At 34.6% G+C, this 12378-nt stretch carries 17 protein-coding genes; all 17 read left to right on the top strand.

What is annotated here, in order from left to right:
• The coding region (locus M0Q17_RS08290; RefSeq protein ID WP_295085809.1) for a DUF2326 domain-containing protein at positions 1 to 1360 on the top strand (1360 nt) is incomplete at its 5' end.
• A gap of 220 nt (positions 1361 to 1580) precedes the next feature.
• On the top strand, positions 1581 to 2420 hold the full coding sequence (gene dinD / locus M0Q17_RS08285; protein ID WP_295085806.1) for a DNA damage-inducible protein D: 840 nt from the start codon (positions 1581 to 1583) through the stop codon (positions 2418 to 2420).
• Between the two features lie 76 nt (positions 2421 to 2496).
• On the top strand, positions 2497 to 2949 hold the full coding sequence (gene smpB, locus M0Q17_RS08280) for an SsrA-binding protein SmpB (protein ID WP_295085803.1): 453 nt from the start codon (positions 2497 to 2499) through the stop codon (positions 2947 to 2949).
• Positions 2949 to 3815 carry a M23 family metallopeptidase gene (locus M0Q17_RS08275; protein ID WP_295085800.1) on the top strand — a complete coding sequence of 289 codons (867 nt, stop codon included), beginning with the start codon at positions 2949 to 2951 and terminating at the stop codon, positions 3813 to 3815. Before smpB ends, M0Q17_RS08275 begins: the two co-directional genes overlap by 1 nt.
• A gap of 18 nt (positions 3816 to 3833) precedes the next feature.
• Entirely contained in the window at positions 3834 to 4406 is a 573-nt protein-coding gene (locus M0Q17_RS08270; RefSeq protein ID WP_295085797.1) for a tetratricopeptide repeat protein, read from the top strand.
• Between the two features lie 8 nt (positions 4407 to 4414).
• The gene (locus tag M0Q17_RS08265; protein WP_295085794.1) at positions 4415 to 5137 is read left to right on the top strand and encodes a Nif3-like dinuclear metal center hexameric protein; all 723 of its coding nucleotides are present in this window, start codon (positions 4415 to 4417) and stop codon (positions 5135 to 5137) included.
• Between the two features lie 36 nt (positions 5138 to 5173).
• On the top strand, positions 5174 to 5887 hold the full coding sequence (locus M0Q17_RS08260) for a zinc ribbon domain-containing protein (RefSeq protein ID WP_295085791.1): 714 nt from the start codon (positions 5174 to 5176) through the stop codon (positions 5885 to 5887).
• Between the two features lie 2 nt (positions 5888 to 5889).
• Entirely contained in the window at positions 5890 to 7056 is a 1167-nt protein-coding gene (gene waaA, locus M0Q17_RS08255; RefSeq protein WP_295085788.1) for a lipid IV(A) 3-deoxy-D-manno-octulosonic acid transferase, read from the top strand.
• A gap of 115 nt (positions 7057 to 7171) precedes the next feature.
• Entirely contained in the window at positions 7172 to 7906 is a 735-nt protein-coding gene (locus tag M0Q17_RS08250) for an RNA pseudouridine synthase (RefSeq protein ID WP_295085785.1), read from the top strand.
• On the top strand, positions 7899 to 8156 hold the full coding sequence (locus tag M0Q17_RS08245; RefSeq protein WP_295085781.1) for a GIY-YIG nuclease family protein: 258 nt from the start codon (positions 7899 to 7901) through the stop codon (positions 8154 to 8156). The genes M0Q17_RS08250 and M0Q17_RS08245 overlap by 8 nt, the downstream gene beginning before the upstream one ends.
• A complete protein-coding gene (locus tag M0Q17_RS08240; RefSeq protein ID WP_295085778.1) occupies positions 8156 to 8608 on the top strand; it encodes a YaiI/YqxD family protein in 453 nt (150 codons plus the stop codon). Before M0Q17_RS08245 ends, M0Q17_RS08240 begins: the two co-directional genes overlap by 1 nt.
• Before the next feature lie 75 nt (positions 8609 to 8683).
• Positions 8684 to 10030 carry a signal recognition particle protein gene (ffh, locus tag M0Q17_RS08235; protein WP_295085774.1) on the top strand — a complete coding sequence of 449 codons (1347 nt, stop codon included), beginning with the start codon at positions 8684 to 8686 and terminating at the stop codon, positions 10028 to 10030.
• A gap of 125 nt (positions 10031 to 10155) precedes the next feature.
• Complete coding sequence (gene rpsP, locus M0Q17_RS08230) at positions 10156 to 10386, top strand: 30S ribosomal protein S16 (protein ID WP_011372086.1); 231 nt, start codon at positions 10156 to 10158, stop codon at positions 10384 to 10386.
• A 1-nt stretch (position 10387) separates the two neighbouring features.
• Positions 10388 to 10624, top strand: a complete 237-nt coding sequence (locus M0Q17_RS08225) for a KH domain-containing protein (protein ID WP_295085768.1) — start codon at positions 10388 to 10390, stop codon at positions 10622 to 10624.
• Positions 10608 to 11147: a ribosome maturation factor RimM gene (rimM, locus tag M0Q17_RS08220; protein ID WP_295085765.1), complete on the top strand. Its 540-nt coding sequence runs from the start codon at positions 10608 to 10610 to the stop codon at positions 11145 to 11147. The genes M0Q17_RS08225 and rimM overlap by 17 nt, the downstream gene beginning before the upstream one ends.
• Positions 11147 to 11851, top strand: coding sequence for a tRNA (guanosine(37)-N1)-methyltransferase TrmD (gene trmD, locus M0Q17_RS08215; RefSeq protein ID WP_295085762.1), 705 nt, complete (start codon positions 11147 to 11149; stop codon positions 11849 to 11851). The genes rimM and trmD overlap by 1 nt, the downstream gene beginning before the upstream one ends.
• Positions 11841 to 12200 carry a 50S ribosomal protein L19 gene (gene rplS / locus M0Q17_RS08210; protein ID WP_295085758.1) on the top strand — a complete coding sequence of 120 codons (360 nt, stop codon included), beginning with the start codon at positions 11841 to 11843 and terminating at the stop codon, positions 12198 to 12200. Before trmD ends, rplS begins: the two co-directional genes overlap by 11 nt.
• Positions 12201 to 12378 lie beyond the last annotated feature (178 nt).

The following is a 12378-nucleotide window of genomic DNA, read 5'->3' as shown; positions in this document are numbered from 1 at the left end:
TGAAAAAATTCAAGAAGTTAATAATGAAGTTATAAAAGACAATAAAAAATTTCAACAAAAACTAAAAGAGCTTATTTTTAAATCTTCAGAAGAAAAACCGACTTTTAAACAAATCATATCAAAAAACATTCGTGATGATAAAAATAGAGTAGAACACACACTCAAAGTTTTAAGCCCTTACACAAGTCAAGACGAATATGAAGCACTTTATCTTTATTGGCTTGGAATAGATTTAGATTCAAGTGAAAGAAAACAAGAGTTATTAGCTATAAAAAAAATTGAAGAAAATTTACAAAAAAGATTAAAAAAAGAAAGTAATACTTCTCAAATAGAACAAGCTTTGATTATTGTTTCAAAATCTATAGTTTCATATGAAAAGAAAAAAGAAGCTTTCTCGATAAACCCTCATTATAATGAAGAGCTAGAGAGTTTAAATCAAGTAAAAAGTATATTAAATAAACTTTCAGCGGAGTTAGGTCGACTAGAGCTTAGAAGAGAATTGATACTTGAAAGTAAAGAGGAACTTGAAAAAGATTTTGCTGATATAGATGCTCAAAAAATTAAAAATTTGTATGATAATGTAAAAAAACTCATTCCAAATATTCAAAAAACTTTTGAACAAACTCTTACTTTTCATAATGATATGGTTAAGGAAAAAATTCGATATATAACGGAAGAACTGCCTAATCTTGAAAGTAAAATTTTAGTTGCAAAAAAAGAAGTTTCTAAATACTTACAACAAGAATTAGAACTCATTGCAAAGCTTAAAAAAGGCAATTTCAATGAGGAGTTGCAGGAAATTATTAGTAATTTAACAAAACTGTACGAACAAAAAGGAAATTTAGAAGAGAAGAAAAGGCTGTGGGAAAGTAGTTTAAAGAATTTAAATGAATCAATTGAAGAGTTGGATAAAATTGATAAAGGGATTCAAAGCCTTGATGAATTAATACAAAAAAGAATTACAAAATTTAATGAATTTTTTTCAGACCTATCATATCGACTTTACGGTGAACACTTTATTTTAAGTTCTCAGCAAAATGAAAAAGGTTTTGAACTAGTTATTGACAGTATTAGCGGAAAACTTGGTACAGGTAAGAAAAAAGGTCAAATTTTTGCATTTGATTTAGCTTATATGCAATTTGCAGATGCTCTTGATATTAAGTGCTTACATTTTGTACTTTTGGATCAAATCGAAAATGTTCATGACAATCAGCTTTCTAGTTTATTACTAGAGATAATTCATAACATTAATGGACAATATATTTTGCCAGTATTGGCAGATAAATTGCCAAGTGAAATTGATGCAAAACAATATGAAATCTTATCACTTTCACAAAATAATAAATTGTTAAAAATTTAATAATTATCTCAAAACTTTATTATAAAGAAGTAATATCTTGAAACACTTCTATTTTAGTTTAAAGTTTAATCTAAAAATTCTGATATATAAAGAAACAGATAATAGCTTAGAAAATATGAGTAATTTTAAACACCAATTCTAAAAATCATTACAATTTGTCATACTTTTTAACAACTAGATTTAAAAATGTTAGTATCAAGAAAAATTCATTGGAGTATAAATGAAAACTATAACATCACATCAAAGTCATCAAACATTTGAAGATATAAAACAGATAGATAGCAATGGAGTGGAATTTTGGTACGCAAGAGCACTTGCAAAGGTGCTTGAATATAGTGATTTTAGAAACTTTATTAAGGTAATTAATAAAGCAAAAGATGCTTGTATAAATAGCGGTTTTGAAGTGGTAGACCATATCGTTGAAGTCAACGAGATGGTTAACATTGGCTCTGGTGCATCAAGAGAGATGGAGTCTTTTGCACTCTCAAGATATGCATGCTATCTTATAGTGCAAAATGCAGACCCCAGCAAGAGAGTTGTAGCCAACGGACAAACCTATTTTGCACTTCAAACAAGAAGAGCAGAACTCCAAGATGATGAAAAGTTTGCACAGTTAAAAGAGGAAGAAAAAAGAGTATTTTTAAGAAATGAGCTAAAAGAACATAACAAACAGCTTGTAGAAGCAGCTTTTAATGCAGGTGTAGCGTCAAATCTTGATTTTGCAATATTCCAAAATCATGGGTACAAAGGTTTGTACGGTGGACTTGATGCTAAAGAGATACATGTAAAAAAAGGACTCAAAAAATCTCAAAAAATTTTAGACCACATGGGAAGCACAGAACTAGCCGCAAATCTATTTCGTGCTACGCAAGCGGAGGAAAAACTCAAACGAGACAATATCAAAGGTAAAGCAAATGCCAATCAAACACACCATGAAGTGGGTAAAAAAATAAGACAAACCATCAAAGAGTTAGGTGGGGAGATGCCAGAAAATTTATCAAGCCCGAAAAAAAACGTGAAAAGTTTAGAAAAAGAGCAGACAAAGTTAGAAAAAAAATGAGTGCTTAAGCATCATTTATCAGATTGTAAAATAATATAGATATAATAAAAAAAATAAAGAGGAGAAATAATAGGCAATGGGTGAAACAATAGCAAAAAATAAAAAAGCCTATTTTGATTACTTTTTAGAAGAGAAGTTTGAGGCGGGCTTGGTTCTTAAAGGCAGTGAGATAAAGGCTATAAGAGCTGGACGTGTAAATCTAAAAGATAGTTTTATACGTTTTGTGCAAGGTGAAGCATTTCTTTTTAATGCTCATATAGGCAGACTGGAGACAACTCACCACTTTTATTCACATGAAGAAAGAGGCAGCAGAAAGCTTCTTTTACATAAAAAACAGATAGCTAAGATGATAAAAGCTGTTGAAAAAGAGGGGTATACGGTAGTTCCGTTGCAACTCTATTTTAACGATAGAAACATTGTAAAAATTCAAATCGCAATCGCAAAAGGCAAGCAGCTGCATGATAAAAGAAATGATCTCAAAGAGAAGGATATGAAGCGTGATATGGAGCGCTCTATGAAGGATTATTGATGAGACTGTTTTTTCTTATTTTGTTTTTTGCTGGTAGTATTTTTGCACTTGATATAAAGATAGCAAACGCAACCGTTTCAAACGGAAAAACCGCTCTTTTGGAGTTTAAAAAAGAGAAAAATATCAGCTATGAAGATATAATAGTCGATAAAAAAAGATATAAAATCTTTAAAAATCCACTTAATGATGAAATGTTTTACGCCCTTATTCCAATAAACTATTATGAAAAACCATCGGATAAAAAAGTAGAAATTTATTATAAGCAAGAGAGTGAGCAAAAAAGCAAATCTCTTCTCTTTCGTGTAGAGGATGCAAACTATGAGAAGGAGACGTTAAGTGTTGATAATTCAAAGGTAGTTTTAAGCAAAAAAGATAAACAAAGAGCCTCCAAAGAGTATGCCGAGGCGATGAAAATATATGAAAGCGTAACAGATAAAAGCTACATGGAGTCTGATTTTATAGTTCCAATGGAGAGTAAAATAACAAGCGGTTTTGGAAAAGCGAGAGTTTACAACGGTTTACTAAAAAGTTACCACGGCGGAACAGATTTTAGAGCAATTACTGGTACCCCTTTGATGGCGAGCAATAGCGGTAAAATAGTTTTGGCAAAAGATAGGTTCTACTCCGGCGGCTCTGTTATTATAGACCATGGGCATGGGATATACTCCTGCTATTTTCATATGAGTAAATTTAACGTCGGGGAGGGTGCTGTGGTAAAAAAAGGCGATATCATAGGGCTTTCGGGCAGCAGTGGCAGAGTTACGGGTCCGCATCTTCATTTTGGCATCAGAGTAGCTGCCCAGCAGGTTGATCCGCTTCAGTTTATTAAGCTGATAAATGAAAATATATTACAAAAGCGTCAATAAAATAAAAGGAGTCGCATAATGACACTATTTCAGATTATAATGCTGGGTGCTTCGGCATTTTTTGCATTTAAAGTTTATGAGCATATTCAACTACTTCAACAAGATCCGCAGCAAGAAAAAGATGAGCGCGCACTATCTTCATTTGATCCTCAAGCGCTCCTTATTAGGGCTGATGAAGCATTTGAGAGTGGCGATATGCAAACTGCACTTTTGCTTTACAAAGAAGCTAACGCAAAAGAGGCTCAGGGTTCTGATTCTTTGTTTAAGATGGGTTATATTTCTCAGCAGCTTAACAACAAAGAAGAAGCGCTCGATTACTATAAAGAGGCTGCCAAAGGAGATGCAAATAATGAGTATATTCAAAACTCTATAGCATCTATTTATAGAGCAAACGAGGAGTTTGTATCGGCTAAGTTGCACCTAAGTGCTTCTTTAAACATTAACGATAGGAATCCTGTAACATACTATAATTATGGAAATCTTTTGGTCGATATGAAGCATCTGGATGAAGCAAAAGAGATGTATAAAAAAGCACTTGAGATAAATCCTGATTTTAAAGAGGCAAAAGAAGAGCTCGAAAAGCTTGACTAGGAGTTAAGATGAAAATATCGCAGATATATGATTTTTTAAATGAGTTATCTCCTTTTGAGCTTCAAGAGAGTTGGGATAATTCAGGTCTGATGCTTGGGGATTTTAATCAAGAGGTTAAAAAGATAGTTCTTAGCATAGATATTGATGAGGCACTCTTAGACTCCATGGAGGAGAATACCCTTTTAATAACGCATCACCCATTAATATTTGGCGGACTTAAACAGTTGGAGTTTAGCAAATATCCTGCAAATCTAATTCAAAAGATGATACAAAAAAATATTTCAAATATCTCCATGCATACAAACTTTGATAAAACACATCTAAACGAGTACGTAGCAACCGAGATTTTGGGCTATAAAATTGCTCAAAAAGATGGGTTTGTGGTATATATAGATATAGATGAGGATTTTGATGTTTTTGCAAAAAAAGTTGCCGCTGTTTTTTCTTTAACACATATAAAATGCGTAAAAAGTTCCCAAAGGGTAAAAAGAGTTGCTCTGACAACCGGTTCTGGATGCTCTTTAATTAAATCTATAAAGGCTGATTGTTTTTTAACCGGAGATATTAAATATCACGATGCTATGGAGGCAAAGAGCATAAATTTGTCTATGATAGATATCGGACATTTTGAGAGTGAACAATTTTTTACAGAGATTTTGTTTAAACATTTGAAAAATTTAGGTTTAGAAGCTATAATTTCATCATCAAAAAACCCTTTTACTTATATTTAAGAAATAGGTACTATTATTTAATCCAAAAGGAGATTAATGAACATCCACCTAAAACAGCTAATTGACTTATCGCAAATTGACAAAGAGATAGATGCTTTTGAGCCACAGATAGAAGAGGCAAACTACAAACTTGAGGCGGCACAAGCAAAGAAGCAGAGTATTGATTCAGATATTGAAAATCTAACACAAGAGATTAAAGATGAGGAAGTTAAAAAGAAAAAAAATGAACTTCATCTTCAAGAGCTTTCTCAAAAATTAGAAGATAACTCTAAAAAAAGCAGTGAAATTAAAACTGAACGTGAGATGAAATCGCTTCAACTTGAAGAGGAAATTGCCAAAGAGCAAGTAACTTTTGCAAACGAAGAGATTGAGAGACTTGAGAGAGTAGTTGCTCTAAAGACAGAACAAATAGATGCTGCAAAAGAGTCTCTAAAAGAGCTTGATGCTAATTTGTCATCTATTCAGGTTGAAGTAAATACAAAATTAGAGGTAATTAACAAATCTCGCCAAGAAGTATTTGTGAAAAAAGAGAAATTGATTTCTGAGATGAATCAAAAAGGTCTTGCGTTTTATCAAAAAATTCGCAGATGGGCTAAAAATATGACGGTAGTGCCGGTAGAAGAGCAGGCGTGCATGGGTTGTCACATGATTATCAATGATAAGGTTTATGCAGACGTTATAAAAGCTGAAGAGATTACAACTTGTCCACACTGTGGACGTATTCTCTACATGGAAGCTCACGAAGAATAGGCTTGAAGCCTTTTACCATTTTATACTTCATCTTAAGCGTAGCGCTCTATTTAGTAGCGTTGCCGCTTTTGATTTATCTCTCTTTTAAACATAAATATAAAGAGTCTATTCCAGCTCGTTTTTTTCTTTTTAAAAATCCAAGATTTAAAAGTAGTGAGGGGATATGGTTTCATGTATGCTCTTTGGGCGAGGCAAGAGCACTCAAACCGATTTTAGAACTTCTAAAAGATCAGGATATAAAGATAACTACGATAACACATACAGGACAAGCGCTAGCTAGAAGGTATGATGCAGAGGTAAGATATCTGCCGTATGAGATGTTTTTGCCCTTTTGGGTAAAAAAGCAGAGAGTGCTTGTAGTGTTAGAGGCAGAATTTTGGTTTATGCTCTTTAGCATCTTAAGAGCAAAAGGTGGCAGAGTAATACTTTTAAATGCCCGAATCTCTGAAAAAAGTGTTGATAAATATCTTCAATTTGCATGGTTTTACAAAAAACTGCTCTCAAACGTTGAGATAATTTATGCACAAAGTCAAGCTGATAAAAATCGTTTTCTAGCCCTGGGTGCGAAAAATATTGAGGTTATCGGAAATATTAAGCTAGCAGCAGAGATAAAAAAGACCAAAGAGTATAAAAAGCCAAAAGACGAACTGATAGTTGCCGGCAGCACCCATGACGGCGAAGAAGAGAGTGTTTTAAAATCATTTGTAGAGTATAAAAAACAGAGCGATGCTAAGCTTGCGGTAGTTCCAAGACATCCAGAGAGATTTGAGGCTGTTTATGAACTTATGAAGAGGTATGCAGAAAAAAATTCTTTGACTTTAAGTCGATTTTCAAAAGACAAAGAGTTTAGCACGGATATGATTTTAGTTGATGCTATGGGCGAATTAAACAATATTTATGCAATCAGCAATATAGCAATACTCGGTGGTGCATTTAGAGATGATGTCGGCGGTCATAATCCTCTTGAACCTGCCCATTTTGGGTGTAAAATAATTACGGGAAAACACTTTTTTCATCAAAAAGAGCTTTTTAAATATGTCTATCATGTTCAGTACGTTGAGAGAGATGAGATTCACAGAGCGCTTATGGCGTGCAGAAATTTACCGCCAAGCATGATTGAAGAGAAGATAGATTTAAAACCTGTAATAGATAGGATAATAAAAAATTAATCTACCCCGCTAGGGGTTAGCTTCAGTGCCTTAGCGGCTAGCGTAAATGGCGAAAGTATACCCTAAAGGGAGACCTATATTTCGACATTGTAAAAAAATTAAGGAAATAAATAAAATGGCACTAGAAAAAGCATATAAACTTTTAGCAGCACAAGAGGGTGTTTCAAACTCTGCCGCAAAGTCGATGATAGACCGCGGTTTAGTTTATGTCGGCAATAAAAAGGTAATGATTGCCCGTGGAGATATAGATGCAAAAACTCACTTTGTGGTTGAAAAAGTAGAGAAAATAAAGCCTATTTTTGAAAATGATGATTTGATTGTTGTAGATAAACCGGCACATGTTAACTCAGATGAGATTGAGAGACAGTTCAAGCCTGCCGTGCTTTTACATAGACTTGACCGTGAAACAAGCGGAGTTTTGATGCTTGTTAAAAATGAAGAGTTTCGTCAAAAAGCTATCGGTGAATTTAAAAAAGATAGAGTTTATAAAGAGTATATTGCCTGGATAGAGGGAATTTTAAGTGAACCTGTTGATATAGACAAGCCTATACTTACCACTAAGAAAAATAATCGCGCGGCATCAAATGTATCAGCAAAGGGAAAACCTGCAAGAACTGAAGTTTTCCCAGATCTAGTTAGTGGAAATAAAACTAAAGTTAAATGTATTATCCATCATGGAAGAACGCATCAGATAAGAACGCATCTAAGATATATAGAGCATCCAATAGTCGGGGATGAGCAGTATGGAGGCAGACGTGCAAAGCGAGTTATGCTTCATGCTTACAAAGTGAGGCTGTTTGATATGGAATTTACAGCGCCAGAACCAAAGACATTTGTCCACTTTGAATAGCCAAAAGAGTTTATGGTATATCTACATCTTAAAATGTAGCGATGATAGTCTCTACACAGGGATTACCACGGATTTAAATAGAAGAGTAGAGGAACATAACAACTCACTAAAAGGCGCTAAATATACACGCTCTAGAAGACCTGTAGAGTTAGTTTATTTTGAGTCATGCAGAGATAAGAGCAGCGCTACTTCAAGAGAGCTGGGAATAAAAAAATTAACAAGAGCAAAAAAGCTCGAACTTATCAGATAATGCGCCTTTTTGTTGATGGTGATGCGTTTCCAAATCTCTTAAAACCAATAATATTTCGTTCAATTAAGAGGTTAAAACTAGAGACTTTTGTTGTATCAAACAAGCATATTACTATTGATAAATCAAAACTAATTACTTACATAATTGTCGAACAAGGCGCTGATGAGGCAGACAACCATATAGTTGATTTGGTTAAAGAGGGGGATTTGGTTATAACGGCTGATATTCCGCTAGCCGATAGAGTAATAAGCAAAGCGGCACATGCTATTGATCACCGCGGGGAACTCTACAGCGTCGATAATATTAAGCAATATTTAGCCATGAGAAATTTAATGGAAAAGATAAGAGAGTGTGGTGAGGTAACAAAAGGTCCAAAGCCGTTTACTCAAAAAGATGCGCACCAATTTGCAAATCAACTTCATAAATTTTTGACTAAGTATTATAAGATATAAAGCAGACTTAAAGTAACTTTCAGCTAAAATTCGCCACTTTTTACATCCAAGAGTATTTTAAAAGAGGAGGGCTAGATGTTTGACACATTAACAGATTCGTTTACCAACGCCATTAGAAAAATTCGTTTTCATGATGATGAAAAAGCCCTCAGTAAGGCTCTCGATGAGCTAAAGAAGTCTCTTTTAAAAGCAGATGTAAACCATAAAGTCGTAAAAGAGCTGATACAAAAAGTTCAGACTATAACCAAGGCCAATGGAATAGGCAAGGATCAGTTTTTAGATGCTCTCAGAAGCACCCTGCATGAACTTTTAGAAGTGGGTGGAAACAGAGGCTTTATTTTTGCCCCAAATCCTCCGACTGTTATCTTAATGACAGGACTTCAAGGTTCAGGAAAAACAACAACAGCAGGAAAACTCGCAAACTACTTAAAAAACAAACAGAAAAAAGTTTTAGTAGTAGCAGCCGATTTGCAGCGTTTAGCAGCAGTTGAGCAGCTTCGTCAAATAACTTCAAGCATAAATGTTGAGTTATACGAAGACGAGAGCACAAAAAATCCCGTAGAAGTTGTAACTGCAGCATTAAAAAAAGCAAACAGCGGCATATATGACGTTGTTCTTATAGATACAGCCGGTCGTTTAGCAATTGACAATGAACTTATGGACGAGCTTGAGGCTGTTAAAAAAGCGGCAAATCCAAGCGAGATTTTTTATGTTGCAGACTCTTTAACAGGACAAGATGCTGTTAAAACTGCTACTACATTTAAAGAAAAGATTGGAATTGACGGTGTAATTCTAAGTAAATATGACGGGGATTCAAAGGGCGGTGTTGCTCTTGGACTCTCCTCTCAGGTTCAAGTTCCTCTTCGCTTTATAGGTAGCGGCGAGAAAATGCAAGATTTGGAGATTTTCTTGCCGGAGCGTGTTATAAACCGTCTTATGGGCTTTGGAGATATAGAGGGATTAGCTGAAAAAACATCATCTGTAATTGATGAAAAACAGGCTAAAAAACTTACTTCAAAGATTAAAAAAGGGCAGTTTAATTTCAATGACTTTTTAGAGCAGATGGAAAGTATGAAAAAGATGGGAAGCATGAAGTCTTTAATGGGTATGATTCCAGGCATGGGAAATATGTCCAAAGCACTTAAGGATTTTGACCTTGAGAGCTCTGGGGAGCTTAAAAATATTAAAGCCATGGTATCTTCAATGACTATGAAAGAGAGAGAAGATCCCGATCTTTTAAACAACTCCCGCAAGCAAAGAATTGCTAGCGGTTGTGGACTAACTCAAGTCGAGATTAATCGCATGATTAAACAGTTTAAAAATGCTGGCAAGATGGCTAAAAAACTCTCAAGTAAGGGTGGCATGAAAGATTTGCAAGCCATGATGGGTCAAATGGGCGGTGCGGGAGCTCTTCGAAGATAGCTGCCGCCTTGTGCGTCTAGAAAGTAAATCTATAGACTTTTAGAAGTTTATAGATTTGCATTCAAAATGCAAAATTTAACATATACAGCAAGTTGAAATATGACTTGCGCAGAGAAGGACAAAACATGGCAACAGTAATTCGCCTAACTAGAATGGGAAGAAAAAAGCAACCTTTTTACCGTATCGCGGTAACAGACTCACGTAAAAGAAGAGATGGTGGCTGGATAGAGTTAATAGGACACCACAATCCGATGGTAGCAGAGAAAACAACAGTTGTTGACAATGAGAGATTAGATTACTGGTTAAGCGTTGGTGCTAAAATGAGTGATCGTGTTAAAAAGATAACAGGTCGTTAAGATGATAGCTGATTTTGTCGCTGGATTTGCAAGACTTATAGCATCATATCCTGATGATATAAGAGTCGAGGTAAAAGAGGGCGATGAAACAACTGAAATTTTGCTCTATGCCAATCAAGCTGATATAGGCAAGCTCATTGGTAAAGAGGGCAAGATGATAGGCGCTATAAAAACCGTCATCTCTGGCTGTAAAGCTAAAGACGGCGTAAGTTACCGCATCAATGTCGAAGCAATCTAGTAACCTACTTCATATCGCTATAATCGGCAAAGCTGTCGGTTTAAGAGGTGATATGAAGCTTCATATTAAGAGTGATTTTCCTGAACAATTTAAAAAAGGCGCTTCTTTTTTTATTAATGAAAAAGAGAGCCTAACTATAAGTGAGATAGATCAAGAAAGATCTCTTGTTAAATTTTTAGGATACTCTTCCCCAGAAGATGCCAAAAAGCTTACAAATAAAAACCTATATACAACGATAGAGCGAACAAGAAGTGAGTGTTATTTAGAAGATGGAGAGCACTTTTGGTTTGATATCCAAGGCTGTAAGGTTATTGAAGATGGTAAAGTTTTAGGTATTGTTCAAGAGGTTGAGAGAATCTCAATTACTAATTATTTAAGTGTAGAAACTGATGAAAAATTAGTAGAAAAAGGTTTGTCAAAAACTTTTTTGATACCTTTTAATAAGCCGTTTACTATTGGGACCGACATAAAAACAAAAGTAATAATCGTTAGTGGTGCTATGGATATTCTAGAAGCCTCATAATGAAATTTACTTTTGTAACTCTTTTTCAAAATATAGTAGAAGGATATTTTGAGGACTCTATTTTAAAAAGAGCTATTGAGAAGAATATTTTATATGTAGAGTATCTAAATCCTAGAGATTTCAGTAGCTCAAAACATAATAAAGTTGATGACACTTCAGTTGGCGGGGGTGCTGGAATGGTTATGAATCCACAACCGCTTTTTGATGCTTTGGATGAATTAAAAGCCAAAGATGAAGATGTTCATCTTGTTTTTTTAACTCCCGTTGCGAAACCTTTTAGACAAAATGATGCTAAAAGATTGGCAAAAAAGACCCATATAGCTTTTGTGAGTGGAAGATATGAGGGAATTGATGAGCGAGTTATAGAGAAGTACGCTGATGAGGTTTTTAGTATCGGCGATTACATATTAACCGGAGGGGAGCTTGCTTCCTTGGTTATTTGTGATGCAGTTTCGAGAAATATAGAGGGTGTTCTTGGCAATAGAGACTCCTTGAGTATCGAGAGCTTTGAGAATGAGCTTTTGGAAGCACCCTCATTCTCAAAGCCACAAAATTATGAAAACTATTGTGTTCCATCAGAATACTTAAAGGGAAATCACAGTAAAATTCGCTCACTAAAATTAGTTCTGTCTGAGTGTAAGACTAAATTCTTCAGACCAGAGCAGCTTTTAAAGCATAGAACAAGGAAATCTTATGAGAAATAAGTACATAGAAAACTTTGAAAAAGCACAAGTATCTGAGAAAAATATTCCAGATTTTCGTGCTGGTGATACTGTTCGTTTAGCAGTAACAATTAAAGAGGGCGACAAATCTCGTATACAAAATTACGAGGGTGTTTGTATTGCAAAAAGAGGTCAAGGTACTGGTAAAACTATTACAGTTCGTAAAATCGGCGCTAACAGTATAGGTATTGAGAGAATATTCCCAATATATAGTGACTCTATTAATGAGATAACAGTAATTCGTCGCGGTCGTGTTCGTCGTGCTAAACTGTTTTACTTACGTGATCTTGCAGGTAAAAAAGCTCGTATTAAAGAACTTAGAAGAAAATAATCTTCTAAGTCCTTACTTCATATATATCCACAATTTAATCCAATATTTTAATATAAAAACTCCATTAACTCTAGCATAACAATAGAGCCAGAAACAGGCTACACACATATACTATAAAATGGCTAGTTAAAAGCTAACTATTTTTAGCAAAAATCTACAAAGCAAAAACTTATCAAAA

This window comes from Sulfurimonas sp. (assembly GCF_023229105.1).
Lineage (GTDB): Bacteria > Campylobacterota > Campylobacteria > Campylobacterales > Sulfurimonadaceae > Sulfurimonas.
The sequence above is the reverse complement of the archived record's forward strand: the minus strand, read 5'-3'. Positions and strand labels throughout refer to the sequence as shown.

Bases quoted from the DNA above. Each gene is read 5' to 3' on its own strand.
- M0Q17_RS08250 (WP_295085785.1), top strand. From the start codon at position 7,172: ATGGCACTAGAAAAAGCATATAAACTTTTAGCAGCACAAGAGGGTGTT.
- ffh (WP_295085774.1), top strand. From the start codon at position 8,684: ATGTTTGACACATTAACAGATTCGTTTACCAACGCCATTAGAAAAATT.
- M0Q17_RS08270 (WP_295085797.1), top strand. From the start codon at position 3,834: ATGACACTATTTCAGATTATAATGCTGGGTGCTTCGGCATTTTTTGCA.
- rpsP (WP_011372086.1), top strand. From the start codon at position 10,156: ATGGCAACAGTAATTCGCCTAACTAGAATGGGAAGAAAAAAGCAACCT.
- trmD (WP_295085762.1), top strand. From the start codon at position 11,147: ATGAAATTTACTTTTGTAACTCTTTTTCAAAATATAGTAGAAGGATAT.
- dinD (WP_295085806.1), top strand. From the start codon at position 1,581: ATGAAAACTATAACATCACATCAAAGTCATCAAACATTTGAAGATATA.
- smpB (WP_295085803.1), top strand. From the start codon at position 2,497: ATGGGTGAAACAATAGCAAAAAATAAAAAAGCCTATTTTGATTACTTT.
- rimM (WP_295085765.1), top strand. From the start codon at position 10,608: ATGTCGAAGCAATCTAGTAACCTACTTCATATCGCTATAATCGGCAAA.
- M0Q17_RS08275 (WP_295085800.1), top strand. From the start codon at position 2,949: ATGAGACTGTTTTTTCTTATTTTGTTTTTTGCTGGTAGTATTTTTGCA.
- M0Q17_RS08265 (WP_295085794.1), top strand. From the start codon at position 4,415: ATGAAAATATCGCAGATATATGATTTTTTAAATGAGTTATCTCCTTTT.
- rplS (WP_295085758.1), top strand. From the start codon at position 11,841: ATGAGAAATAAGTACATAGAAAACTTTGAAAAAGCACAAGTATCTGAG.
- M0Q17_RS08240 (WP_295085778.1), top strand. From the start codon at position 8,156: ATGCGCCTTTTTGTTGATGGTGATGCGTTTCCAAATCTCTTAAAACCA.
- M0Q17_RS08260 (WP_295085791.1), top strand. From the start codon at position 5,174: ATGAACATCCACCTAAAACAGCTAATTGACTTATCGCAAATTGACAAA.
- M0Q17_RS08225 (WP_295085768.1), top strand. From the start codon at position 10,388: ATGATAGCTGATTTTGTCGCTGGATTTGCAAGACTTATAGCATCATAT.